The sequence below is a fragment of the Rahnella sp. RFA10(1/100) genome, from assembly GCF_004195115.1.
Lineage (GTDB): Bacteria > Pseudomonadota > Gammaproteobacteria > Enterobacterales > Enterobacteriaceae > Rahnella > Rahnella perminowiae.
This window is the reverse complement of the sequence record NZ_SEWR01000001.1, coordinates 865,289-888,847: the sequence shown is the minus strand read 5'-3', so window position 1 is coordinate 888,847 and position 23,559 is coordinate 865,289. Positions and strand designations below refer to the sequence as shown.

Annotated in this window: 28 protein-coding genes; 3 read left to right on the top strand and 25 right to left on the bottom strand. The window is 49.5% G+C overall.

Features of this window, described 5'->3' with window-relative positions; all coding sequences use genetic code 11:
- Positions 1-4: 4 nt before the first annotated feature.
- From ETV65_RS03935 to ETV65_RS03905, 7 genes are all read right to left on the bottom strand, one after another.
- Complete coding sequence (locus tag ETV65_RS03935) at positions 5-1,879, bottom strand: type IV secretion system DNA-binding domain-containing protein (RefSeq protein ID WP_129951637.1); 1,875 nt, start codon at positions 1,877-1,879, stop codon at positions 5-7.
- Between the two features lie 747 nt (positions 1,880-2,626).
- The gene (locus ETV65_RS03930; protein WP_129639794.1) at positions 2,627-2,932 is read right to left on the bottom strand and encodes a hypothetical protein; all 306 of its coding nucleotides are present in this window, start codon (positions 2,930-2,932) and stop codon (positions 2,627-2,629) included.
- Between the two features lie 18 nt (positions 2,933-2,950).
- On the bottom strand, positions 2,951-3,253 hold the full coding sequence (locus tag ETV65_RS03925; protein ID WP_129639795.1) for a TrbM/KikA/MpfK family conjugal transfer protein: 303 nt from the start codon (positions 3,251-3,253) through the stop codon (positions 2,951-2,953).
- A 49-nt stretch (positions 3,254-3,302) separates the two neighbouring features.
- On the bottom strand, positions 3,303-4,331 hold the full coding sequence (gene virB11 / locus ETV65_RS03920) for a P-type DNA transfer ATPase VirB11 (protein WP_129639796.1): 1,029 nt from the start codon (positions 4,329-4,331) through the stop codon (positions 3,303-3,305).
- Positions 4,321-5,625 (bottom strand): VirB10/TraB/TrbI family type IV secretion system protein, encoded by a 1,305-nt coding sequence (virB10, locus tag ETV65_RS03915; RefSeq protein WP_129639797.1) that lies wholly within the window; start codon positions 5,623-5,625, stop codon positions 4,321-4,323. Before virB10 ends, virB11 begins: the two co-directional genes overlap by 11 nt.
- The gene (virB9, locus tag ETV65_RS03910; protein WP_129639798.1) at positions 5,622-6,509 is read right to left on the bottom strand and encodes a P-type conjugative transfer protein VirB9; all 888 of its coding nucleotides are present in this window, start codon (positions 6,507-6,509) and stop codon (positions 5,622-5,624) included. The genes virB10 and virB9 overlap by 4 nt, the downstream gene beginning before the upstream one ends.
- Positions 6,509-7,192, bottom strand: coding sequence for a type IV secretion system protein (locus ETV65_RS03905; RefSeq protein ID WP_129639799.1), 684 nt, complete (start codon positions 7,190-7,192; stop codon positions 6,509-6,511). Before ETV65_RS03905 ends, virB9 begins: the two co-directional genes overlap by 1 nt.
- Here ETV65_RS03905 and ETV65_RS24870 point away from each other — a divergent pair.
- On the top strand, positions 7,191-7,346 hold the full coding sequence (locus tag ETV65_RS24870) for a hypothetical protein (RefSeq protein ID WP_165383679.1): 156 nt from the start codon (positions 7,191-7,193) through the stop codon (positions 7,344-7,346). The genes ETV65_RS03905 and ETV65_RS24870 overlap by 2 nt on opposite strands.
- Positions 7,347-7,414: 68 nt before the next feature.
- Here the strand turns inward: ETV65_RS24870 and ETV65_RS03900 are convergent, their stop codons facing one another.
- The 14 genes from ETV65_RS03900 to ETV65_RS03835 form a co-directional block, all read right to left on the bottom strand.
- Positions 7,415-8,446 (bottom strand): type IV secretion system protein, encoded by a 1,032-nt coding sequence (locus ETV65_RS03900; RefSeq protein ID WP_129639800.1) that lies wholly within the window; start codon positions 8,444-8,446, stop codon positions 7,415-7,417.
- Between the two features lie 73 nt (positions 8,447-8,519).
- The gene (locus ETV65_RS03895; RefSeq protein WP_129639801.1) at positions 8,520-8,795 is read right to left on the bottom strand and encodes an EexN family lipoprotein; all 276 of its coding nucleotides are present in this window, start codon (positions 8,793-8,795) and stop codon (positions 8,520-8,522) included.
- A 10-nt stretch (positions 8,796-8,805) separates the two neighbouring features.
- Positions 8,806-9,525: a type IV secretion system protein gene (locus tag ETV65_RS03890; RefSeq protein WP_103162490.1), complete on the bottom strand. Its 720-nt coding sequence runs from the start codon at positions 9,523-9,525 to the stop codon at positions 8,806-8,808.
- A 23-nt stretch (positions 9,526-9,548) separates the two neighbouring features.
- Positions 9,549-12,296, bottom strand: a complete 2,748-nt coding sequence (locus ETV65_RS03885; protein ID WP_129639802.1) for a VirB3 family type IV secretion system protein — start codon at positions 12,294-12,296, stop codon at positions 9,549-9,551.
- A gap of 11 nt (positions 12,297-12,307) precedes the next feature.
- Positions 12,308-12,586, bottom strand: a complete 279-nt coding sequence (locus tag ETV65_RS03880; protein WP_095101420.1) for a TrbC/VirB2 family protein — start codon at positions 12,584-12,586, stop codon at positions 12,308-12,310.
- Positions 12,586-13,233, bottom strand: coding sequence for a lytic transglycosylase domain-containing protein (locus tag ETV65_RS03875; protein WP_129639803.1), 648 nt, complete (start codon positions 13,231-13,233; stop codon positions 12,586-12,588). Before ETV65_RS03875 ends, ETV65_RS03880 begins: the two co-directional genes overlap by 1 nt.
- A gap of 78 nt (positions 13,234-13,311) precedes the next feature.
- Positions 13,312-13,533 carry a hypothetical protein gene (locus tag ETV65_RS03870; protein ID WP_129639804.1) on the bottom strand — a complete coding sequence of 74 codons (222 nt, stop codon included), beginning with the start codon at positions 13,531-13,533 and terminating at the stop codon, positions 13,312-13,314.
- A 41-nt stretch (positions 13,534-13,574) separates the two neighbouring features.
- Positions 13,575-13,949, bottom strand: a complete 375-nt coding sequence (locus ETV65_RS03865; protein WP_129951636.1) for a hypothetical protein — start codon at positions 13,947-13,949, stop codon at positions 13,575-13,577.
- On the bottom strand, positions 13,930-14,139 hold the full coding sequence (locus tag ETV65_RS03860) for a TraR/DksA family transcriptional regulator (protein WP_032693551.1): 210 nt from the start codon (positions 14,137-14,139) through the stop codon (positions 13,930-13,932). Before ETV65_RS03860 ends, ETV65_RS03865 begins: the two co-directional genes overlap by 20 nt.
- Complete coding sequence (locus tag ETV65_RS03855) at positions 14,129-14,716, bottom strand: DUF2857 domain-containing protein (RefSeq protein ID WP_129639805.1); 588 nt, start codon at positions 14,714-14,716, stop codon at positions 14,129-14,131. Before ETV65_RS03855 ends, ETV65_RS03860 begins: the two co-directional genes overlap by 11 nt.
- A 14-nt stretch (positions 14,717-14,730) precedes the next feature.
- Positions 14,731-14,925, bottom strand: coding sequence for an AlpA family transcriptional regulator (locus ETV65_RS03850; protein ID WP_009635172.1), 195 nt, complete (start codon positions 14,923-14,925; stop codon positions 14,731-14,733).
- Between the two features lie 137 nt (positions 14,926-15,062).
- A complete protein-coding gene (locus tag ETV65_RS03845; RefSeq protein ID WP_129639806.1) occupies positions 15,063-15,989 on the bottom strand; it encodes a hypothetical protein in 927 nt (308 codons plus the stop codon).
- 220 nt (positions 15,990-16,209) lie between these two features.
- Positions 16,210-17,403 carry an MFS transporter gene (locus ETV65_RS03840; protein ID WP_129639807.1) on the bottom strand — a complete coding sequence of 398 codons (1,194 nt, stop codon included), beginning with the start codon at positions 17,401-17,403 and terminating at the stop codon, positions 16,210-16,212.
- A gap of 3 nt (positions 17,404-17,406) precedes the next feature.
- Complete coding sequence (locus tag ETV65_RS03835) at positions 17,407-18,111, bottom strand: type 1 glutamine amidotransferase domain-containing protein (RefSeq protein ID WP_129639808.1); 705 nt, start codon at positions 18,109-18,111, stop codon at positions 17,407-17,409.
- A gap of 142 nt (positions 18,112-18,253) precedes the next feature.
- Here ETV65_RS03835 and ETV65_RS03830 point away from each other — a divergent pair, with 142 nt between their 5' ends.
- Complete coding sequence (locus ETV65_RS03830; protein ID WP_032693554.1) at positions 18,254-19,171, top strand: LysR family transcriptional regulator; 918 nt, start codon at positions 18,254-18,256, stop codon at positions 19,169-19,171.
- Positions 19,172-19,597: 426 nt separating this feature from the next.
- On the top strand, positions 19,598-20,500 hold the full coding sequence (locus ETV65_RS03825) for a LysR family transcriptional regulator (RefSeq protein ID WP_015689822.1): 903 nt from the start codon (positions 19,598-19,600) through the stop codon (positions 20,498-20,500).
- A gap of 38 nt (positions 20,501-20,538) precedes the next feature.
- On the opposite strand, the gene ETV65_RS03820 is transcribed toward ETV65_RS03825, so the two are convergent.
- From ETV65_RS03820 to ETV65_RS03805, 4 genes are read right to left on the bottom strand one after another with little or no spacing between them, the layout of a single operon-like run.
- Positions 20,539-21,420, bottom strand: a complete 882-nt coding sequence (locus ETV65_RS03820; protein WP_129951635.1) for a polysaccharide deacetylase — start codon at positions 21,418-21,420, stop codon at positions 20,539-20,541.
- Positions 21,421-21,463: 43 nt separating this feature from the next.
- Positions 21,464-22,195, bottom strand: coding sequence for a hypothetical protein (locus ETV65_RS03815; RefSeq protein WP_129639810.1), 732 nt, complete (start codon positions 22,193-22,195; stop codon positions 21,464-21,466).
- 4 nt (positions 22,196-22,199) lie between these two features.
- Positions 22,200-22,775 (bottom strand): DJ-1/PfpI family protein, encoded by a 576-nt coding sequence (locus ETV65_RS03810; protein WP_129639811.1) that lies wholly within the window; start codon positions 22,773-22,775, stop codon positions 22,200-22,202.
- 21 nt (positions 22,776-22,796) lie between these two features.
- A complete protein-coding gene (locus tag ETV65_RS03805) occupies positions 22,797-23,516 on the bottom strand; it encodes a cupin domain-containing protein (protein ID WP_024359926.1) in 720 nt (239 codons plus the stop codon).
- Positions 23,517-23,559: the final 43 nt, after the last annotated feature.

Sequence of the window (23,559 nt, the reverse complement as noted above, 5' to 3'; positions counted from 1 at the left end):
CCCTTTAAAAATCCAGCCATGACGGGTTTTCTTCTTTGTTGGTATTCGGTGTTGTCGTGTTTTTTTCGCCCATCTCATCAAAAAAAAGATCGGGCTGCGTTGTGGTGATATCCGGCATTGATACGGATACGGAGGATGTTTCCTCCTCGCTAAAATCCAGGGTGATGTTTACTGTTGCTGCGGTGGCGGCAATCGCGGGCGACACGGCACAGATCTCCAGTTCGCGTTTTTTCACCCTGATGGGCGAAATCAGAGAAGCAGCCGGGAGTGCTTTTGTCGTAAAAATGAAGCTGACAAAATCCGGTAAGTTCAGGATCATATTGCTGTCGGTAAAGAAACGCTCGGCCTGCCTGATGGTGCGTTCACTGTCGATAGTCTCTGTCAGCACGGCGTCGGTTTTCGCTTTGCGGACCTCATCATCGACTAATATAGTACCGGACATTCTGGCCACCCATTCAGCGGTGTCCGGATCCATGACACGATAAACCAGTTTGAATTTGGCGTTCTCAACGACCGCGCCGACAACGGCGTCGCCTTTCAAATCTGCCGGACAATCTTTTAAATCGGCAATCGACTGATGGTCCATAATAATATGCACGCCTTTATCGCGTGCCGCGCCTAAACCTTCCAGCGCGGGCCTGGATAAATGGTATTTCAGTTCGGAAAGATAAATAGCAATGGGGCGGGGCACGTCTTTCACCCGCTCGCGCCTTTCTGCCAACTGGTACAGGCGAACCAGCAGCATGCGCTGAGCGGTAATGATTTTGCTGTTGCGCATTGAGCCAATCACATAACAGCAACCGCCTTCCTCAAATATTTTATTAAGCGAAAATCCAGTCGGCGCATTGATGGCATTGAGCAGGGCCAGCTCCTCAATTTTCCCGAAAAAGGCTTTTATCTTATCTGCAATACCCTGAACGTAGTCGCCGTTATAAACATCACGAATGGTTGAGGCAGTATTACGGGTGACAAATTGTGCGGCTATCCGGGCCGCTTTCCGGTCGTCAATGCGGTAAAAATCCGACTCTTGGCCTTTTTCCGCCAGACTGAAACCGGCAACAAAAAGCTCTTCCAGTTCATCGGCGGTGATCTCTTCAATCAGGTTTAACTGGTATTGGGGTTTTCGCAGGTCAATCAGGGCAAAAGGTTTACCGGCATCCTCGCAGGCTTTGCGGTAAAGGTGCGGAGCCCATTCATCATCCTTGGGGTCCATCACAAATACGCCTTCACCGGCCAGAATACTTTGATAAAGTAATATCCCGGTGGCAACGCCCTTACCGGCACCGGTGGTGCCGATAATATCCGCGTGTTGTTTTTGCCAGTCTTTTAACGGCAAATACATCGGCTGAATATCTCGGTCAATGCCGATAAATAACCCTTTGTTCAGGTCGATATAATCCAGCGGGTCATAATGTAGCGTTTCCGGCAGCAGGGATTTTACCGTGCGGACATCGGTGCGCAATTCCCGTTCAAGCGTGGTTTTTCTGACGAGGCGTTTCTTTATTTTGTCTAATTCAGGGGTTAATACCCTTCGCAGCAGAATATGCAAAATAAAACCCGTTACGGTAAAGGCAATCAGCACCGGCAATGCCAGAACGGGAATGCTGGCGACTACACGGCCTTTATAAAGCCACTGGAAAATCCAGATAACAACCGGGGCCATGGTACCGGAAAGAAAACACAGCAGGGAAAAAGCGATAATCAGCTTTTGCCACAACGGGGCTTTTTGCCGTTCATCGCTTTTCATCGACGCGAAAAACGGCATCGTCAGCCCCGATAACAGCGCCAGCATCAGCTGATGCTGTTGCATAAAAGCCATGAAGTTCAGCGCGCCATTCACTATCGGCGACAGTGAAACGGCCAGCTTATTCAAAATCACGATGCCTCCTTCGTCAGCAGTTGGCCCCATGACGTCGCCCCATTAATTCGCCCCACGGTGTTGGGCGAAAAGGCGGGGCGAACGTCAGGGACGGAGAAGGTGGCCGCTATGCGACCATGTGCAGGAAAGCATGCCTCCCTGCACGAAACGGCGTGCACCATTACATGCGGGCTGGACGCCCTTATGTAATGTCACATGGGGGTAATGTCGCAGCTGGACGCCACGCCAAAACCCCCAATGTCAACGGCGGCACACCGTCGCCCGCTACGCGCGACCACCCCCTTTAAGACGGTCGCTTTCGCCTTTTTATTCCCTTTGCTCGTTCCTCGCAGCGGGAATAAAAGGGAAGCTGACCTTTAAAGAGGGTGGTCGCGCCACGCTACCGGCTTTGGGCCGGAGACTTAGCTGCGACGGTGTGCGGGGCGATGCCCCCCAAATAAACCGCTGTCGTGGGCGACAGCTTTTCGCTCGCTGGGGCGGCGAAATTTATTTGGCTCCCCCCGGCCGGCAAAATCCGCGTGGGCGCGGCTGTTTGCCGGTGAGGCGCGGTGCCTGAACTATTTTCGCTCCTTAACCCGCGAAAATAATTCTGTCCGCTGCCTCATTTTTACGGCCCGCATTTTTCACGCCTTAATTCGTGAAAAATGTGCCGGGCCGTAAAAACCTGAAAACTGCCACGCCTTAAGCAGGAGTCGGCTAAAATATTCCGGCGCTATAGGGGACCTGAGAATAAAATTAAGGCAGGAATTAATAGTGGCTCTCGCGGATTTCGCTGATGATGTCGGAATAACACTGACGACTTTCTTTAATGCTGGTTTTATCAAGCTTAAATCCTCGCCGGTTAGCTTCATCTGTCAGCGTTATTCTGTCGGTGGCGTTCAGCGTTTGCAGCAACTGCAATAACCGGCAGACAACCCGGTAGTGATAAATTTCATAATAAAGGCCGCATCCGTGCATCGCCTCATTTTCAATGTGCTCAATAACACAGGCTGCGCTCATGGAATCCCCAGGCTGACGTGTCCAGGGATGCTGAATAAAACCCGGTTTTGTCATGATGACTACCTCCGTTAATTAACCACGCATGCGGCCAAATTTACTGATTATCTGGCTGATAATTGCCGGGTCTGCCGAGTTACACTCAAGTAAAAATGATTTTCTGGCATCGGCAGTATGGTCTGGCAGAAACCCGTGCTTATTCTTTTTCACGATATTAAAGAATGCACGTTCAGCAGAATGGCATTCATTGCCGCCGCCGTTCCCGGTGGCTTTACCGTACATGCATAACACCACTTCACAGGCGTCAGCGGCCATGACGGAGGTTGAATATGACGCCATAGCGCTGAGTAATAATGCGGAGGGTATTACTTTTTTCATTTCGGTCACCTTCATATTCAAACGAGTGTTGCGTAATTCGATAAGTTATTTATTGAAGTCCTTTACTGAATACACCTCTCATGCCATTAAGATGAAGGGGTTTAAAATAAACATCACTCATCCGGCGTATGTCACCGTGAATGTCAATGCTGACTATCACATCAATGCTCTTAAGCACCTTGCGTAACAGCACGTCGAAAGGGATGTTCCGGCAGTCAGGGTTTTCATAGCAGCGGTCAATTAACCCTTCAATACATTCTTCCGGGCTGCCCGCATGCAGGGAGGTCATTAATCCCTCATGTCCGGAACCGACGATTTTCAGCGCATCCCAGGCTTCCCGCCCGCGAATTTCAGCCAGTAAGATCCGGTCAGGGTTCATACGATAATTGGCGCGTATCAGTCTGCCTGGCGTGACAATGGCATTATCCCCGGAATCCGCCGGATAAAAGAGATGGACATAATTGGTGTGGTGATAGAACCGGATTTCGGGGTTGTCCTCGATGGTGGTCAGCCTGAGGTGCCGGGGAATATAGTGCAGCAGCGTTTTCATATAGGTGGTTTTACCGGAGCCGGTTTCACCGACGATAAAAATCGTCTTGCCATATTCCACCGCCTTTTCTATAAAGCGGGGCATATCCTCACTCTGATAGTAGCGGGTCAGTTCAACATCTTTGCCTTCCGTTCGCTCCTTACCGCTTACCCGGTTATAAAATCCCGCATCAATCCATGACTGATGCGTTTTCTGCCCGAATGAGGGCTTGCGCAGCGTAATAGACACGGTATTACGCTCACAGGCCGGGGGAATAATGGCCTGAATGCGCTCGCCTGATTCAAGCGTGGCGGAAAGGATCGGCGAGGTGTCGTCGATATTATCTTCCTGCCAGGACGCCAGCGCTCTGGCAAAGGCGTAACACTGGCGCAGCGTAACCGGGGCTTCATGTCTTCGCCATTTCCCCCGGATTTTGGTATGCAGTTCACCCGGCCGGTTAACGGCAATTTCCGTCAGGCCGTCCTGCGCAATAAAATCACCAAACAGCTGGTTTTTCATAAAATCCAGCGACAGGTTTTCAGCGTTCATACCACCTCTTTTTCAGTCGCAGCTGCCAGACGGATGAGAAATCAATATCGGTGCCGGTTATGATGCCGATGACATCACCCTGATTCAGGTACAGGGTGGGCGGGATATTGATGCTGTTGTCCAGCGTCGTTTTCGCCATTTCCGCCGTGGCGGCGCGGGTGTTTTCGGTGTAGTCGGTATTGCGGTCTTTCCCCGGGGCAGCATCCGACGCCGCCGCAGCCACGTCCTGCACCGTACTGAGCATCAGGGCATTGCCGAAACGTTCCCAGAAGTGATTGTCGATCCAGCCTGAGATCCCCGCCTCGCCGAGCGGGCCGCTGGCCTGCGTATTGCTTAGCGGGATTTGCAGGCTGCCGGGCTCAGGCGTGCGCAGCTCCGTCCACAGCACAAACATCCGGCTGCGTCCGTGTTGCAGTGCCCCGGTGCGGTAGATGCCACGGGCGACCGTTCCCGCCGGGATCAGCGTCACATGGTTGCTGGCGCTGTAAACATCTTCACTGATCAGGCAGGAAATATGCCCCCCGACATCGGACACGAAGCGCCACATCATCGAACACGGGATATAGCGGTCCACCGGGATATAGAGATCAGGATCGAGACCCAGCCGTCTGACGCCGGTGACACGGGCGACGTCTGGATTGTCGTTGTTACCCGTTTCCGGCGCGGCAGTTTCCGGGCAGCGCAGGCGGCCATCCTTACCTCTGGTCAGTACTGACGGACAGGATGTGTATGTCGTGGATGATGACCGACTGTCGGACGTTTCTGCGTTGCTGCGAAGTTGGCCCGGGGACGTGCGTGTATTATCGCCCGGCATTGTTCGGGCGTTGTTCAGCCCGTCAGCCAGCGCAACTGCCTTGTTCAGGGCGGGTGGGGCTGGTGGCAGGGTGGGTGCGGAGGAGACGGTCTGGCTGACAGGGGCCGTTCCGTCCTGTGTGTGCGGCCCGAACAGGCCAAACGGGTTACTGTCCATCCCCAGATTTTGACGCTCATGCAGCGTCTTCCCGGCGGAGGGCGGCGGCGCGGTGTCGGCTTCTTTCTCATTACCCCCTTTCAATGCACTGAAAAGACGATCGCCGCCGGATGCCAGGACGATCACCAGAGTCAGACTCAGCAGGCTGACGATCAGCGTGCGGCGGCCGGATACCTTATGAAAACGGGTCACTTCCGGCTGGCCGGGCGGTGTTCTTTGCTCCGGCTCCTGATACGCCATTGCCGCACGGGCGCGTTCGCGGGCTTCCGCTTCCCGCTCTGCGGTGGTTTTTTCCGGCTCGTCCGGGACAGGTTTATCGGTCATCTGGCCTCCAGCGTAACGGACGGTGAAACGGTGTCGCTGCGGGTTATCGCGATGCGCCCGAACCCGTCGTTTTCGATCCCTACCACCGAGGTGCCGTAACGCAACACCAGTTGTGGCGCTGCCGGCACCACCATCACAATGTAATTACCCTGCTTAACTGTCCGGGGCGTGAGCGCCTGCTCCCGTCCGTTAACCACCCGGAAAACAGACGGCAGGGTTTTGATGGGGGAAAAACCGATATAAGCAAAACGACCATCATCCCAGGCAAAATCCGGTGCGATGGAGGCCGAACCGGCGGCGACCCGTTTGGTGTAGCGCCAGTTGCGTGGCGTGCTGGCCTGTCCGAATGCTGCCGCTATCTGCTGCTTCTCCTGTCTTTCCCGCTGCTGCGTCTGACGCGCGGCGCTGGCGGCGGCAGATTGCTGGCGAACCTCGGCCGGATAGTGGTAACGGATAACGAACGCCTGCGCGGGGGAATCGTGGTCCAGCACGTTCAGCTCCAGGCTGTAATCACGCTTTGAGGTCACCACGAAGAGGTTGGTCTTCCAGTCCTTTGCCGTGGGCAAAAATACCTGACTGACGTTGTTGCCGCTGGCGTCCGTCACCGGCTGGGTGATGGGGTTCGGGCTGACGCCGACCCGGTTATCACTTTTCGTGACCGTCCAGCCTTTTGGAAAACCCGCTTGCGCATCAATCACAGTTTCATCGTCGTCAAACAGCAGCGTGGTGACGTAGCCGGGACGGGTATTCACCACGGTGGCGTTCTGGCTGTTATACGATACGTTCTGCATCCGGCTGTCATAGCCGCTGCCGCGCGGGGTGGCGGCGCTCCATGCCGCGCATGACACCATTAAGCCCGTCAGGAGCAGGATGTTTTTCAGCATCATTCGCTCCTCAGTTCTTTATCGCGCTGGTAGCTGGTGACGATAAAGCCCAGCGGGTTCACTTCCCGCTGGCTGTCCGTCAGTTGCTGATGCGGGACATAGCGGTAAGTGAGGCGGATATTCCAGAAGTCCGTTTTCACTGAATTATCAGAAATACGACGGAGGGTGCGCTTAATACGCAGTGTTGCCAGTTTATCGGGTCCGGTGGCAGGTGCATGCACATTAGAAATAATGTCGATATAGACGACACATTCGGCTTTATTAAAAATAACGTCCGGAGCCTGGTCGCCGTTAAACCCGTCCAGATAATCCCGGTTCACAGTGTCGCTGTTAAATAACTGTACGTCGTCGTAATCACGCTGGAGGGAGAAGTAATTATACCCTTCGCGGAGACTGACATAGTGTGCCGCCAGTGAGTGGGCCAGCGCTTTTTCAGACGCCATATCCCGCTCTTTAATGCGGGTCATATACTCATAACGACCGGTCTGTTTATCCACCGACCACAATTCAATGTCAGTGGTTTTCAGCGGCAGCAGAATAATCATGGCCGTAATTGCCAGTCCAGCCAGAATCAGCCCGGCAGCGGCCACCTGCCAGGCAGTTTTGCGGGAGCGCTCTTCCTTTTCCAGCAGGATGGATTCAAAAGAGCGCGAGACATTAATGATGCGCTGAATATCAGACATGGTGAGTCAGCTCCTGGATCATGGCGGGGGAATTAACCAGCTGGGGATCGCCGGACACCGGCGGGAGGTCGCCCTGATGCTGCGCACAGCCCGTAAGCGCGCACAGCACCAGAAGCAAGATGCTGAATTTCATGGAAGCCTCTTATCGGATTAATGCAGGAAGGCCTCACAGCTGGCAGAGGCCACGGCGTGACGGAGAAAAGAAATTAGCGGTCGGGAGGATTAACGATGGCGCTGCTGATTCTGGCGTTTCATGCTTTCAATGGCGGTGGCACGTTTCTGCCAGGCGCTCACGGTTTTGCCCGCCCCTGCGGCAATGAACCTGCCGGTTGTCGCTGCTGCGGCCATGCCACCTTTGGCGGTCAGTCGGCCCCCGGCCTTTATGCCGGGTCTGGCGACGTCGGCAGATTGGCTCACCAGCCCGCTCAGTCCGCTCATGGCTGCACCCTGTAACACGGCCTGTACGGCGGCACCGCTCAGCGCAGTGGCTATTTTCGCTGAAAAATACACCACGACGCCTGCGGCAATCCCGGCCAGCAAACATTGCGCCGCAAGGGTCACCATATTGCTTTCAGCAGACGTTGCTGTCGCTGCATCCAGTATTTTATTCAGGTAGTTGATGGCGATCCGGACAGACAGGGCAGAGAACATGATCGTTAAGATTGCGGTAAATATTGTTTTCAGCCAGTTATCAAACATGGGTTTAAGAAAACCGTACAGCAGGCAGAAAATAAAGAGTGGGGCGGTGGTGGTCATTAACAGAATGGTGATTTCGGCGAGCAGGTTGACAAAGGTTGCAGCGAGTAACAGAACGATTGCACCGCCCCAGACCAGCACCTCGGCAAAGCCGCCATTCACTTTAACGTAGGTGGCGGTATCGAGATTAAACAGCGTTTGCCCCAGCGCTTGTGCCTTTTCCCACACCGTGTCGAGCAGCGCCCAGACATTATCATCGCCACTGATGCCGTCATTAAGCCCTTCAATGGCCGCAATGATGGCATTCAGCCAGCCCTCGCGGTTTAAAACAAAGGTGGTGATCAGCAACATGCGGCCCACATCCCAGACAACATCCTCAACCGGTGTCTGGAGTTTGCCGCCCAGCGTCTGATACCCGCGATACGTAATAAACAGGGTGAAAGAACTGACGATAATCACACTGATTAGGGTGCCGTAGGTAGAAGACTGACCCTCTAACACGGCATTGAGTCCATCCATGATGTTTTTGTCCATACCAACAAAAATACCACCGGACATGGTGCCTCTCATTAGTCAGGAACAGACAGGGGATTAAAACAGGGAGGGATCCCTGTTTTTGTTGGCAGGGATCTTACTGAGTGACGGATTTTCTTTTTTGGGCTTCCTGCTGAAACAGCGTCTCGAATTTTTCCCTGATGCCGGGTTTGCCTGTCTGGGCAAACATGAGTGCTGCCCGGTGTGCAAACTCGCAGTTGTCGCTTGCCTCGCCATCCCTGAGGCATTGCTTATAGACCTTATAGGTTTCATCGGGATGTTCTTTATACCAGGCTTCTGATTTCGTCTCTTTACAACCGGATAAGACGAGAATGCCTGACATGACGCATAAGGTTAATACAGGTTTTAACATGTTAACCTCCCTATAGAGAGTTCAGATCAGCAACGGGCGCAGTTAATTGCTGTTGCTCAAAGGCTTTCTGTTTTTGCTGTTCCAGCAGCGTTGCTCGCTGTTCAGTCTGTTTGACTGACATTTCCCACTGGCTGGTCAGCGCATTCAATTGTACGCTTTTGGCCGCGATGGCGTTAGCCAGGTCCTGTGACTCTTTCGAATCCTGCGCATTAGCAATACGGTCTGATAAATCTGATATATCACCGAGCGTGCCCGTGATCTTGTTTTCAACCTCGGACGTATTTTCTATTGCTACAGCCTGATTCAGGATCATCTGTTTGCAACTGTCCAGATAACGCTGTGAGGAACTGGACGGGTTACAGGTATCGAACGTTTTATATTTGTTATACAAGCTATTCAGTTCAGACGAATATGACCCGCTTTGGTTGCTCAGCAGGTCATCCAGTGAAATACCGTTCTGACGAAGATTATCGATATCGGTTTTCAGACTTTTGGCCTCGCGGAGAAATGCCTGAACGTCCCGCACGCCCGTCGCGGTGGCTAATTGCTGCTTGTAGGCATCAAGTTCGCTTCTGTAATGGGTGACGGTTTCCTGCCACTGCTGGAGTTTCTGGATCCACTGATTCATGGATTCGGTATTCTGTACGGCGTCGAATACCGGTATTCCGGCGCTCATCGCCTGGGTAGAAATAAACAGCGATAACGCCAGTATGATATCTCTGAACCGCATTCTCATTACCTCCGTCATGAATATTACAGGGCTTGTTCAAGGAAGGCGGCTTTCCAGTCCTCAGGCTGCATTCCTTCCTGATACAGGGTGTCGAACAGTTTCAGGTTGTCTTCGCTGCCGCTCAGCATTTTGGTGAGTTTCCCGAGGCCCGCTAAATCCATTTTCGCCATCGCCACAAAAGGCCGGGTTTCACCCGCGCGTAACGGCGTTTTCAGGACCACCATAGAGCGCTCCCCCGGATCGAGGTTTCTGACGATGTCGTACACGCTTTCCGGCACTTTCATCTTTTCCACGTAATCCGCCCGGCTGGCCTTCGGGTTGGCAAGAAATATCTGCGTGCTGCACTGCTCGATAATCGCCGGGGCAATCGGGTGCTTGACGATTTCGTCAGGCGACTGGGTGGCGGGGACGAAGATGCCGTTCAGCTTGCGGATCACTTTCAGCATATTGAGCGAGAAGCGGGAGAATTCGATATCGGCCAGCCATTTCCAGAACTCGTCCATGAACATCACCAGCCGGCGACCGTCCAGCAGGCTGGTAACGCGGTAAAGCAGATAAAACGTGATGGGGCCGCGAATATCGTCATCATCGAGAAATTCCGTACCGTCGATACCTACGTTATCAATGTTGCTGATGTTGAAGGTGTCCTCCTCATTGTCGAATACCCAGCCGAACTCGCCGCCCTGCGCCCACTGTTTAAGGCGAATACGCAGCCCGTTGATGCGGGCTTCGGGGGTTGGTGGCTCCGGCAGGACTTCCAGCAGCCGGGTGATCCCGAACTTGCGGTATTCGGGCGGGTAGTCGAGCATGATGGTATCTACGGCGGCACTGATCCGCTCCTCATCGCGCGGATCGAGCGGCTTGCCGTTGCGGCCGCACAGCATGCGCACCAGCCGTTTGATAAAGCTGATATTCCGCCGGGTCGGCGCAAGCTTAAACGGGTTAAACCCGGTGGGCGTGCCGGTACGGATACGGAAGTAGCGTCCGCCCATCTGGCGTATCGCCATCTCCGCCGCCCGGTCCTTATCGAAATACACCGTTGTGAACCGCTGGATTGTCGCTGAGGTGCTGAACGTCGCAGGATTGCGGTACTTCTGCATCAGTTGCTGCATGACGGTCATCAGCATCGTTTTCCCTGAACCGGTTTTACCGATAATCGCCGTGTTACCCGGCGTTTTTTCGTTGAAGTCATCCCGTCCGCTCTGGCTGTCGTGCAGGTTCAGGCAATACCCGCCACCGCCAGGGGATTTGAGGATGGCGATGGCATCGCCCCAGGGATTGCCGTTTCGTTTATGAGGATGAAAATTGTGCAGGCTCGCCAGGTCGGCAAAGTTCTGGCTGCTGACGGCCACCAGACGGGGGCGCAGCGTATAGATACCCGGCAGTTGCGCCAGGTACGCAGCGGGCAGCGACAGCGTCGACAGCGTCGTCATGATGCCGAGATCGGCGAAGGGCTGCGCCAGCGCGTTGGTATCCTTCACCACCTGGTCGGCGCTGTCTGAGGATACGAGCAGGGAAAAGTGGTATTTTCCGCAGGAGACATGCCCGGACTGGAGCAGGTCACGCAACACAATCAGCTCTTCGCGCTGCGAAATGGCGTCGTCATCCGCCGAAGTCAGGCGCTTTTCCGCCAGACGAATATGCTTCTGCGCCTCATCACGGGCCATGCAGGTGAAGGACTGCGTCAGCACATACTCGCTTTCGGCATACAGCAGCACGTCCAGCAGGCCGGTCGCGGTTTCAGGCGAGTAATCTTTGATTTCCAGACTGCGAAAAAAGCGGGAGCCGCCGACCGTCTGGCACTCGGCAGTGTCGGCGGTAAAAAAGACATCCGGCGTGCTTAACGTTTCATAAAACGGTGCACGCGTGACCGCGACCTTTTGCCACTGGCCGGTGAGCAGGCGGTGATACAAGGACAGCTGGGCGGAATACACCCGCCGGTTTTCTTCATACATCCCCAGCGGCGTCGCCGTATAGCGGGACAGCGCGGAAGCCAGCGCATCCCGGTATTCCAGCATCATTTTCAGAGCATCATCCAGCGCCGCTTTGCGTTTACCGGACGGCTGCGCCTTCATGGCCTTTTTCTCCAGCGGAGAGAAGGGCGCGTAGCAGAGGGTGAAAAACAACCGGTGCCGCCAGAACGGTTTTTCGCTGATCGGCTGGTAATACAGCCGGGTCACTTCATCAGAAAAGGGAATACCTGAATTCGCGTCAAAGGCATCGTGGTACTTTTCCCGGATACGGTGAAGATAAAAGGTAACCGGTAGGCCTTCATACGCACGAATAACGTTATTGAGATGCGTCGCCATTAACGTCAGGTGATGTTCATCCTCGCATTCAAAAACGGTGCCCTCCAGTTCCCAGCTGGCAACCAAATCACCCTGGCGGTTTCTGATGACGTGCGGGTGAATATGGGAGGAATACGGAATGTATTTCTCCAGCGTAACGCGCTCGTTTAACTTCATTTTTTCAATAAACTCCGAGACGTCGACGGCGTCATAGCGGTTTGCCAGCAGGGCATTGGCACCAAAATGTTTATTGGTGCCAAACCGGCCACGGGTTTTAAAGGCCAGCCAGAGCAGCCCGAAATAGTGAATATCGGTTCTGGCCTTTGCCTTCATCTCCAGCCAGGCAGGGATAAGCAGTAATATCAGGTAATAGCTGACATAGACCGCCAGCAGGACGATGGCCCCGCTGACCATCACGAACGGCACGAGGGGAATGCCGGCTATGGCGGCAGGCCGCGTCAGCGCTTTGTTCAGCGTAGCCATCGTTACCTCACTTATGATGCCCAGTAGGCACCGAAACCTGACGCGCCGACGATAAGGATGGCGCCAATGATGACGTTGCGCATGTCATGCAGGCTCTTGCCGTCAAACAAGACTTTGTATCCCACCCACATGGTGGCGAGCGTGATGGTGACGGCGGCCAGTCCGAGCAGTCCTGTGGAGGTGTTGCTCAGCGTCTCATTGGCTTTATTAAATCCGCTGTCTGCTGCCAGCACAGGGCTTGCTATTAACAAGGAAGAGAGGACGGGCCAGTCAGTTTGTTTTCGTTTCATCATTGTTCCTCCTGGGGGCCGGGAAAGGGTAACGCGCCGCGTATCACGGCATTGGGGTAGCGCAGGGATGTCAGAACTGACGTGGCGTTATCGGTAAGCTCCCCACGCATGACGGCGGTGGGGTAACGGATTTCAGGCACGAGCTTTTCGGCGGCTGGTCGCTGCCGGTCTTCCCGCGTTGACGGTACGGCGTAGCCGATGCGCTGGATGTAGCTGGTCTGGTTAAACGCGGATTCCGGCTGTTGGCCGGTCTTGAAATTTCCTGAGTAGTAGCAACTGAGCGCACGCTTGAGGGAACGGCCACGGCGGTAGCAGTCGGTGAGGATGCGCTCAAACACGGACAGGTTGGTACAGGGGTCAAGAAGGTCACGGGCGGTCACGTCGTAATGACGGAAGTTGGTGCTGGTGATTTGCATCAGCCCGACCGAATAGCGTCGGCCCTGTGCTGCCAGCCATCCGGTGAGGCTGATGGCCTCATCCCTGCTCGTGGGGAAATGTGAAATCACGCCTTTGCCACCGGGCAGAATTTCAGCGATGGCATACGGATTCAAACCGGATTCGACCCGCGCCACATCAAGCGCCGTGGACGGGTGAATGCTGGGGGCGCACTGCATAGCCGCCGCCAGAAATACGGTGCTGGAAAGCATGATGGCCTCGGAATGGTAAACCGGGCAACGCGTACCGCCATCAGACGGCACAGGGCCGGGAAAAGGGGGGAAGGGCGGTTAAAAGGACTGAGTATCCTGTGTCGCGCCGCCGTCATCCCTGGGCTCAAGGAGCACTAACTTGCCGGAGATAGCAATACCGGGTGTCAGCATGATATTCAGGCCAGACTTACCGTTATGAGCGAACGCCACGCCAACCCTGGTCCAATACGTGTTTATTTCGCCCTGTGCATCGGGTTGACTTTCCTGAGTGACAAATACGTGGTAAATGGGTTTTCGCATGACGCCTCCTCTAATAAAAACAACAATGAGTTAAATGAATGTCACATCCCAATTCTGCATTCCGGTTTTAACGGGTCAGCGAGAACATTCAGCGGCACCCTGAATTGTGGTTTCGTGACAGCCCGAACCTTATTTTTAAAGAGCAATACCCGATCTGGGGAAATTAACGACCATTCGGGCAACCATTCTGTAATGACGTTTTCAGGATCAGATATCCGGGGCGGCATATACACGATAAATTCAAAGTTAAAATGAGAGAGATAAATTAGTGGTGGAATGGGATAAGCTTTGAGGTAAATAAAAGGAAGTGAAATAGTTAATAAAGACGACTGTGTATTTATAGTTAATGATAGAGACATGCAGGGGAAATATTGCTGCATGTCTCTGTGGCTATTATTAACGTCTTCGACGTTCAAGCTTTTCCTGACATTCCGTGCAGGTGGTTATGCCCGGCAGTGCCTGCCGTCGCTTTTCAGGAATGGGCTTTCCGCATACACGGCAATGGAATAATGATGGCGTAGATCCTGGCTTAAAACGACTCTGTTCAATCATCTCCTCCAGTCGTTGCTCATTAAATTCCTGATCGCGGTCGATCTCATCTGGCATGTGCGGCCCTCCGGTCTGACGCCTCCTGTTCGCAAAGTGCGATACGCTTCCAGACGATGGTCAGTGACAAGCCTTCGACTTTCGGCAGCAGGGTTTGCGTTACCTGCATCATGGCGGCCAGCGCATCGGTCGATTCCAGGTTGGCCACCCGGCATTGTTGCCATTGCCGCCAGATGGCCGCATCCGTCTCTTCGTCCGGCTCTGGCGTCCGGCCATAAGGCACACTGACGCCCAGTAACCGGCGGCGAAGGCAAACTTCGTTGGAGGTGAGGCCAAAATACTTGTTGAGTAGCGCAATTGACCCCCCCAGCCGGATGGCGTCGTTGATACGCTGTTGCTGCAGAACCTCCTCGTGGGATTTTGCCAGAAGCAGGCGTAACGCGTCATGATGAACCGTCACAGCCAAAAACTGCGCAGACTCACGACTGATGATAAACAGCTCGTCTAGCGACAACTGGTTGAGGGCATTCATTTCGTCGAAAGTGAATCCTAGCGATTCACAGTAACGAATGTTGCCATCCTTTAATGCATGTAGGGCATCGGTTAATACGGCGTAATTAAGTGACGGGATAATCATGGTGTTTTCTCCCTTCAGCCTATTGAGCGTCGGACTAATTTGATATTGATCCATTCGTCAATTTCCGATTCGAGCCAGGCGACACTGGCCGGACCAATCTTGATTGAGCGGGGGAAGGTGCCGTCTTTCATATATAGATAGATTTGAGAGCGCTTCAGGCCAGTTTTTTCTTCAACCTGTTTCAGACGTAATAACTGATGAGATGTCACGGTATTCTCCTGTGGAGATATAGCGCTAGCCGGGAGAACACACGACAACACAAAATAGTGGTGTGGAGAAAGCTGATGAGCCCGTATTACGGAAAATACAATCCTTAATACGGGTTTTCATAGCGAAGGGCATCATCTTACTTTTGTGTTGGTAGGGAAGGGGGCGAGCCGCGCTCAAGCGCAGTCTTCAGTGTGTCGCCACTGAATCGATCGGTAATGCCTTCCTCAGATGCCCATTGTTCAAAAATGGACAATAGTTTATACGGTTGCATGATTAACGGACTGATAGTTTCATTATTTTTGCAGGCAAGCCAGAAGAGGCGTGATAGAGGGGTGGATATTCGAGTTGGAGACGGTTGAAGTATTTCTTTTTCGATCGGTTTGTTGATCAACTTATCAAGTTCACTTTTTCTGAGGACAAAGCAGGCATCGCTCGGTAATTCATGCATAGGAAAATAATATTTATGCGAATCTTTCTTTGTAGCGTTTAGTATCATATCTTCGTAATCATCTGATGAAATATCTTTAGGTAGCCTTTTTACGTGTCGTTCGATTCTTTCATGCCATGTCATCTTTTCGAAAAGTTGAAACGTTTCCCCCAATAAAAAAACGGTAATGCCATAATTATACGACTTTGCTCCTGTTACAGGTGATGGTATCTTTAATGAATGTGCAAGTAAACGCTGTATAAGGACATATTCATAGCCGAGCAATGTTGTGTCAATGACTCTTTGCACAGGGTGGATATATCTCCCTTCAGTACTGAAAGCTAAATTGTTTTCGCTGATAAAGGAACTTTCGGCAAGCATGAATGATTTCATCGTTGACGAACTTTTTATTGGTCTTAGCTTTAATTTATGATTTCGTGATTTAATTTTCCTCAATGTTATTGGGGATTGAAAATATATTGAAAACCGAATTTTCCCTTGCAGAGCAAATCGATAAAAATCACTTTTTCTTATTTTACACCCATTCAATCCATTGAGAAGTCTTACCGCCTCCCTGATAGTTATCCAGTCTGGAATTCCATCTCTAATGTTTAGGCAAGTTGAATTGTCTGACATAATACATCTCCTTTCACACAATGATATTGCTGATGAATTTCGCTGTGTTTTTGAAAGATGTTTAAAATTCTGATTGATATGAAATAGATCAGAATGATATGGGCCGATTTTATAAAATAAAAAATAACCTGTGTTTGGTTGTGACATTTTTCAAAGAGGTAAAATAAAATGGCTCAGTGATTTGGTGTTCACTGAGCCATTTTAAATGCTATGTTTACTATCATGAGTAATCGGAGGTGGTGCGTCTTTTATTCGAATTTATTTGTAATAACATCCACAAAATACCAACGATTACTACTCCGCCTCCAACCCAAGTAGGGCTTGTAAGACCAGTAACATCCAGTGCTACCCCCCCCAATAGCGACCCTAATGCAATTCCTCCGTTAAAACCGGCAATATTCAGTCCTGCTGCCACAGCTGGAGCTTCAGGTGCATGTATGTGAGATAGCCCTATCACTCTTGCTTGCATTGAGGGGACCGCTGCGTATGTCAATGCTCCAAGCAACCCAATAAACAGTGCCATTAACATTAAGGATGAGACAGAGAACCACATAGCAAAGAGGACGATCGCCAGACCAATAAGAATTGTCATCACGGCACGGTCTGCACCTTGCTTGTCAGTCAGGCGACCACCCCAGACATTCCCGATAGCGGCCATCACGCCGTAGACCAACATAAGCAAACTACTCGTACGCTCGTCTACATGCGTTACCTGAAGTAGAATCGGGGAAATATACGTATAGAGGGCAAAAGATCCTGCGTAGGCCAAAACTGTAATTCCTGCTCCCGCAAGCAGTAGTGGGTTGAACATGGCTTTTAAACCGTCCATGGCATTTGCTTGCAAGGAGGGATCATTTTGATCCGTGGGCATCAGCATTGCCAATCCAATGAAACCGATTGCTCCACTTGCCGTTACTGCCATGAATATAGACTGCCAACTCAACAGACTACCGATGTAGGTACCAAGTGGTACGCCTAATGCCAACGCAATTGTAAGACCGCCAAAAACGACCGAAACAGCGGCGCCAGCACGATGTCGCCCAGCCAGTTGGGTTGCCACACTTGAAGCAACAGCAAGAAACACTCCGTGCCCTAAACCGGAAGCAAATCGTGCAATCAACATAGGCGTTAGGGACTCAGACGCACTGACGATACCATTGCCAACTGTAAACAGGCCCATAGCAACAAGTAATAATCTTTTACGAGGCCATCGTGTTGCCAACGCAGTTAATCCCGGAGCACCAATTACGGCACCAAGGGCGTAGGCTGTCACCGCTGTACCTACATGACTGACACTGACGTTTAGATCAGCTGATATCCTGGAAACTAAGCCAATCGTGACAAATTCAGTGAATCCCAAAGCAAAAGCGCAGAGTGCAAAGACATATATAACAAAAGGCATGCGTTCTTTCATAACTCAGGCTCTTCTATTTTCAATAGTAGCCAACAAAGGCAGCATTGCCTCAGCGACTCCTTTTGCGGAAGCGGGATTCTGTCCAGTCACTAATCTCTCGCTGACAATCACCTGTGGCTGAAAATTTGCGGCTGCAAGATGCTCTGCACCTCTTTGCTTCAGCGTGTCTTCAAGTAAGAATGGAACAATGTCGTACAACCCTACAGCACGTTCTTCATCGTTGGTAAAAGCTGACACCTTTTTGCCCGCAACCAGATATTCATTATCGGAAAGCCGAATATTCACCAATCCGGCGGGGCCATGACAAACCGCAGCGACAACTCCACCCTTTTCATAAATTCGTGATGAAACACCCGCCAACTCTATATTGTCAGGGAGATCCCACATCGTCGCATGCCCTCCTGCATAGAAGACGGCGTCATAGACGTCAGGATCAATCTGCGAGGGTTTTAATGTGGTTTTAGTTGCCTCGCGTAAGGAATCATTATTCCAAAAGGAGGCGTTAACCGGATCGCTGAGGTCTAAACCGTCAACATGTGTCTTGCCCCCCTTGGGACTCACGAAATCAATTTCATATCCTTCTTTTGCGAGTACATCGTAGGGATGAGACACCTCAGAAAGATAGAAACCACTGGGTGCGGCATCTTCACTCTCGGCTTGACCTTTACGGTCATGGCTGGTCAATACAAACAGGATACGTTTAGGCATTTTAACTTCCTCTATATGGGGGGACTTAAAGCAAAATTCTTCTGACTGCATGCGACATAACAGACTTGTCATATTGAGTCTTATTGTGGAACAATCTATTTATCCTTTAAATAGACCTAAACGGACAAACACTTACCCCAAAATGAACAAAATAAACTTGAGAAATGACGACCTTGAAGTGTTTTTACACGTCGTCGACAGAAACAATTTCTCTGCCGCAGCACGAGACCTACAGATACTCCCCAAGATGGTGAGTAAGCAGATAGCCAGGCTGGAAACTGCACTTGGCACTACACTTTTTGAAAGAAACACCCGTAATCTACGTATTACAGACGAGGGTAGAGCTATAGCTGAGAGGGCTCGCGTAGCGTTGGCCGTTCTGGATGAGATGAAGGAACTTTCCCGAGGGGATAGTGAGGAGTTAAGCGGAAATATTCGTTTGACTGCGCCCGCACCGTTTGGCCGAAAATATGTTGCTCCTGCGATCGCTGCATTCTGCCAAGTACATCCGAGGGTGGGCTTTGATTTAAGGTTGTCTGACCAAATCCAGGATCTTTACAGTGGTGATTTCGATCTGGCTATTCGTATGGGGGATCTGGCTGATTCTCGCCTTCTGGCCAGAAAAATAGCAAATAATAGACGTATTCTCATCGCATCGTCCGAATATCTGAAGAATCATCCACCCATTGAGCGACCAGAAGATCTTTTAAATCACAACTGCTTAGTATTCGCTTACCCGGGTTTTTTACACAATTCATGGACGTTACGTAAAGCCGGTCATGAAAGAAGCATCAGCGTTACTGGCAACCTTATCAGTGACAACGGAGATGTATTGCATGCCTGGAGTTTGGCGGGGCTTGGCATATCTCTTCGAGAAACTTGGGATATTCATGATGAATTGAGGGCTGGGAAACTTTGCCGAGTTCTGCCTGATTGGGAAGCAAACACATCTCAGATCAGTGTTGTCCGGGCGCGGCGAGAACCTATACCCCGTAGGCTAAGTGTATTTATCGATTTCATGACTGAAAAATGGAAACGGGCACCATGGGATGATGATTAATGTTCCGAAAGGTAGTCCGAACCGGTCTAACAGAAGCTAACCGCTTCGCTGACCAACGGAATTTGTGATAACTCGATTTGAGTTGAGGTTGTCAACGTTAATAGATAAAAATACAATGATTGTTTAGCCAATTTAAAGGTTTAGCTACTATCAATCCCCAGAGTATTTTATAGAAAATAACACGCCAATCCGAACCTTATGGCATCCGTGAAAACTTAATGCTAATCAGATATAAAACACATAAAATATAATAATATCAATTGGTTATATTGCTATATGCTATCCTTGCCCTATAAGATCCTTTAATTGTTAAAATAAGTTAATATGTGTAGAAGCATTAACGAAACATGTTTATAACATAATACTGTGCAGGCTTTCGATTTTATGTCGTAATCGGAGAGCTTCAAGCTCTTAAGGGTGCGCAGTATGAGCTATCTGGTTCAGTTACGAAGTTTTGTTGAAGTATACAAAGCTGGTTCGATTTCAAAAGCGGCAATGCGGTTGGGCATAAGCCAGCCTGCAATGTCTGCCCACATTCATTCACTTGAGGCTTTTACCGGGTGTGTTCTCTTTACTCGTCGTTCACATGGTGTGGTGGCTACAGTGGATGGGGAGGAATTGGCGAGATTGGTGGCTTCAGATTTAGAAACGATTGAACTGAAGTTGTCGATGCTTAGATCACGTACAAGAAAGTCCTCGGGGACAGTATCTTTCATCGGGCCAGCAGAATTAATGTGGTCAAAATTACCGTACTTGGTGAAAATACTATTCAATGAAGGTATTAAATTTAAAGTTTTGACAGGAAATAGGAAGCGCATATACAGCTGTCTTCTGGACGGAAGTTGTCAACTAGGTTTCACAACTTCTATGCCGGATAAACAAAAATTTGGATATGCTGAAATTGGAATGGAAAAGTTAATAGTTGTGGTAGCGTCACTTATAGCAGACAACTTCAAAGAAAACGAGGACGTGATTGATACGCTGTCGAAGCTTCCTCTGATAGCTTACGATGAACAGTTACCATTGATAAGGGAGGTTTTCCAGGATTCTTCGCGATTTTTTGCACTGCTTCGTCCGTCTATTACTGTACCGGATTTGCGGATTTTAGAAAGAATGATTCGAGAAAATATTGGTTGGACTGTGATGCCTGAGTATTTATGCGCCCAAAGCATAGCAGGAGGTCAGATCGTTGAAGTCAATGTCCATGAGAGACTCCCCATAAATTCAATCTATTTGGTATGGATTGATAGCTCATTACGTAACCCACTCGTTTCAGGAATCAGAGACAGAATTCTCGAACTATCAAAAAATAGCGGATTTATGGTTTGAGATACATAAAACAGGCAGCCTTATCGGCTGCCGTGTCATTATTTTATCCGTGGCGATCGCTTGACAAAGTCATCTGCAATGTCATTCAATTTTAGGAATTTCACCCCTGGATGACCAAGCATATGAGTTAAGAGGCGTTCGAGCATCATTAATACGTGCGGGCGTCCAGATACGTCCGGGTGAATCGTGAAAGTAAAGATCGCATATTCATGCTCACGGTAGACCCAATCGAATTGATCCCTCCACAACTGTTCGATGTCCCTGGGATTCATGAAACCTTGGCTGTTGGGTTTTGTTTTCATGAACATAAAAGGGGGAATATCGTCGATTGTCCAACTGGCGGGTAATTCAATAAGGTCCGTCTCTTCTCCGCGTACCAGCGGTTTCATCCATTCGGTCGGTGTCTTGGAATAATCTATCTTGGTCCAGGAATCACCTTTCCTGACATAATAAGGCTGATGATCATGATGCATTAGTGAATGGTCATATTTGATGCCATTTTCTAATAGAAGATCTGTGGTTACAGGAGAAAATTCCCACCATGGAGCGACATACCCAGTAGGTCTCTTCCCTGTTAATTTTGTGACCATATCAATGCCTTTTAGAAGGACTTCTCTTTCTTGATCAGGCGACATAGATATTGGGTTTTCATGACTGTAATTATGAACCCCTACCTCATGTCCAGCATTGACAACTGCTTCCATTTTCCGAGGAAAGGTTTCAATGGAATGACCAGGCATAAACCAGGTGGTGGGGATATTAAACTGGTCAAATAGATTCAGAAGACGTGGAGTTCCTACTTCGCCAGCGAACATACCGCGAGATATATCGCTTGGAGAATCTTCCCCCCCATAAGAAGATAGCCAGCCTGCAACGGCATCTACACCCACTCCAAAACCACATAGTATTTCTTTCGCCATGAGTTATTACTCCTCATACAGAAAAAATTGAAATAATATTGCGTTAAGAGGGTTTCTTGACTAATTTCAAGAGAGCCTCGGTATCTAATTCATTAATTCCTTTTTGAAGGGCCATTAATTTATGCTCAGGGATGTTGTATCCCCAATTAGCCCAAAATGATTGAATGCCATGATCTAATGCATCAATAACATTTTGGATATTGTCATCAATAAATAGAATATCCTCGTTTTTATCGAAGGCTATTGATTTTAGCAAGGTAAGAGTCTTGTTTTTGTCGGTCATCCTCCCATATATTTTATTCACAGATATGTTTACACCATATTTACTTAGAATGAATGATATAGACTCTTCATCCTTTCCTGATACAATATAGATATCATTAGATGTTTCAAATAAATTTGAAACATCTAATAGCGGACGGTGTAGTTCAGCCCAAAAACTAGGGTAGATACTTCTTGCCAGCTTCCTATACTGGATGAACTTATCCCTGAATATTTTCTTATCTTCAGTTGGAATTAATTCATATATAGCAGTGAATCTGTCATTATCTATAGCTTCATTACCAAATTCAGTGAATGAGGCAATAAAGTGACCGTCATGGCGTACAAAATTCCTTAATTTCCTGAACCGTTTAGCCATCAGGCGTGGGATGTTTTGAAGTACATCTTGGTTAAAATCACTTATAGGTCTGTCATGTAATACATTCCATGTAATTAGCATGCATTCGTCTACTCCATCAACCATGACACCGTCGAAATCCATTGCTATTAACATCGAATTATACCACCAGCGGTTCTTTAAGAGTTTCGCCGCGCTTCCATCTATCTACTGCATCGAATGTCTGACGCATAAATTTTCCACATTCGGCATAATAGGAGCAAGTTATGATATTCCCGTCGACAACTACATCTGCTTCAATTACATTGGCGCCGGAATTAACCATATCGTCTTTCAGACCAACGTAAGCGCAGGCGAGTTTGTCTCTTAGAATACCGGCAGAAATCATAATCCATGGACCATGGCAGAGCCCAGCCACAACTTTCCCCTGTGTTACCATCTGCTTTAGAAAATCTTTAACTCTCTGGTCTTGGCGAACTCTATCAGGCGCTTCATGACCGCCAGTGAGAATAACAGCATCAAAATCAATGGCGTTGAGTTGATCGAAATTAATATTGTCTTTGGATCTTTTATCCATAGGAACAGTGATGCCATATTTCCCTGTCACTGCACTTCCATCCTTTGTTGCAATAGATATATCGTATCCTTCCTCTTTAGAACGATAGTAAGTATAAACTACATCGTGATCCTGAAAACCTGGACCAGTGATTATCACTACTCGTGTTGGATTAGACATGTTATTTTCCTTCTTATTGCGTTACGGGACGTTAATTAAAAATACATTCTGACCACAGTACATTTCTGAGATGGCGTCTTTAGCTCGTAGGATATGAATCTTTCCCATTAGGTGGCTCTTTACATCTAATGAAATAAAAATAAAATCATCCTCGTCATTCAACATTTTTCTATCAAGATTTTTGACGGAAAAGTATGCTAATTTGTGTAGGTCATGTTCTCTGATCAATGTGCCTGCAGCTATCTGTTGCAAAGGAGGTAAAAGATCATGTTCCTGTGATTTCTTTTCATATGCCATATTTTGCCGGCCATAATTATCTTTAAGTCTGAGTAAGTCGAATTTGTTTCTTGGATTTTCAACTTCAATTAACTCGATACCTGATTTTCCCGAAATAGTCTGATGGAATACACCTTTTGCAATATATATGCTGTCGCCAGATTTTAACGCCTGATGTGTACCATCAAGAAATCTGGTCTCGCCATCACCATGTAGGCATATAAGGACGGTGTCTTTCAGTATATGACAATGCATTGAAGTGGATTGATTCTTTGATATATGAAGGCGCCATACATCAAAAATAGAATCACAATAAACTCTATACTCATATCCCCATGGTTTTTCTATGAATCCATTGAGATGTAAGTCTTTCTCAAATGACTCACCATTATTTGAAGTTGAAAGTAGGATTTTGTTTATTTCAAGCAAGTCATATACATTTGGAGTCCGGTTGTGGATTTCCATATGGTCGCTCCCCCGCTAATTGAATTGCTGAATGTTGATTTCA

Excerpts from the sequence above, each read along its gene's own strand:
- virB9 (WP_129639798.1), bottom strand. The coding sequence starts at position 6,509 with ATGCTGAAAAACATCCTGCTCCTGACGGGCTTAATGGTGTCATGCGCG.
- ETV65_RS03855 (WP_129639805.1), bottom strand. The coding sequence starts at position 14,716 with ATGATTATCCCGTCACTTAATTACGCCGTATTAACCGATGCCCTACAT.
- ETV65_RS03905 (WP_129639799.1), bottom strand. The coding sequence starts at position 7,192 with ATGTCTGATATTCAGCGCATCATTAATGTCTCGCGCTCTTTTGAATCC.
- virB10 (WP_129639797.1), bottom strand. The coding sequence starts at position 5,625 with ATGACCGATAAACCTGTCCCGGACGAGCCGGAAAAAACCACCGCAGAG.
- ETV65_RS03805 (WP_024359926.1), bottom strand. The coding sequence starts at position 23,516 with ATGGAAATCCACAACCGGACTCCAAATGTATATGACTTGCTTGAAATA.
- ETV65_RS03835 (WP_129639808.1), bottom strand. The coding sequence starts at position 18,111 with ATGCCTAAACGTATCCTGTTTGTATTGACCAGCCATGACCGTAAAGGT.
- ETV65_RS03895 (WP_129639801.1), bottom strand. The coding sequence starts at position 8,795 with ATGTTAAAACCTGTATTAACCTTATGCGTCATGTCAGGCATTCTCGTC.
- ETV65_RS03900 (WP_129639800.1), bottom strand. The coding sequence starts at position 8,446 with ATGTCCGGTGGTATTTTTGTTGGTATGGACAAAAACATCATGGATGGA.
- ETV65_RS03880 (WP_095101420.1), bottom strand. The coding sequence starts at position 12,586 with ATGAAACGAAAACAAACTGACTGGCCCGTCCTCTCTTCCTTGTTAATA.
- virB11 (WP_129639796.1), bottom strand. The coding sequence starts at position 4,331 with ATGAACGCTGAAAACCTGTCGCTGGATTTTATGAAAAACCAGCTGTTT.
- ETV65_RS03925 (WP_129639795.1), bottom strand. The coding sequence starts at position 3,253 with ATGAAAAAAGTAATACCCTCCGCATTATTACTCAGCGCTATGGCGTCA.
- ETV65_RS03890 (WP_103162490.1), bottom strand. The coding sequence starts at position 9,525 with ATGCGGTTCAGAGATATCATACTGGCGTTATCGCTGTTTATTTCTACC.
- ETV65_RS03820 (WP_129951635.1), bottom strand. The coding sequence starts at position 21,420 with ATGGCGAAAGAAATACTATGTGGTTTTGGAGTGGGTGTAGATGCCGTT.
- ETV65_RS03825 (WP_015689822.1), top strand. The coding sequence starts at position 19,598 with ATGAGCTATCTGGTTCAGTTACGAAGTTTTGTTGAAGTATACAAAGCT.
- ETV65_RS03875 (WP_129639803.1), bottom strand. The coding sequence starts at position 13,233 with ATGCTTTCCAGCACCGTATTTCTGGCGGCGGCTATGCAGTGCGCCCCC.
- ETV65_RS03815 (WP_129639810.1), bottom strand. The coding sequence starts at position 22,195 with ATGTTAATAGCAATGGATTTCGACGGTGTCATGGTTGATGGAGTAGAC.
- ETV65_RS03810 (WP_129639811.1), bottom strand. The coding sequence starts at position 22,775 with ATGTCTAATCCAACACGAGTAGTGATAATCACTGGTCCAGGTTTTCAG.
- ETV65_RS03830 (WP_032693554.1), top strand. The coding sequence starts at position 18,254 with ATGAACAAAATAAACTTGAGAAATGACGACCTTGAAGTGTTTTTACAC.
- ETV65_RS03860 (WP_032693551.1), bottom strand. The coding sequence starts at position 14,139 with ATGCCAGATGAGATCGACCGCGATCAGGAATTTAATGAGCAACGACTG.
- ETV65_RS03870 (WP_129639804.1), bottom strand. The coding sequence starts at position 13,533 with ATGCGAAAACCCATTTACCACGTATTTGTCACTCAGGAAAGTCAACCC.
- ETV65_RS03885 (WP_129639802.1), bottom strand. The coding sequence starts at position 12,296 with ATGGCTACGCTGAACAAAGCGCTGACGCGGCCTGCCGCCATAGCCGGC.
- ETV65_RS24870 (WP_165383679.1), top strand. The coding sequence starts at position 7,191 with ATGGTGAGTCAGCTCCTGGATCATGGCGGGGGAATTAACCAGCTGGGG.
- ETV65_RS03840 (WP_129639807.1), bottom strand. The coding sequence starts at position 17,403 with ATGAAAGAACGCATGCCTTTTGTTATATATGTCTTTGCACTCTGCGCT.
- ETV65_RS03930 (WP_129639794.1), bottom strand. The coding sequence starts at position 2,932 with ATGACAAAACCGGGTTTTATTCAGCATCCCTGGACACGTCAGCCTGGG.
- ETV65_RS03845 (WP_129639806.1), bottom strand. The coding sequence starts at position 15,989 with ATGTCAGACAATTCAACTTGCCTAAACATTAGAGATGGAATTCCAGAC.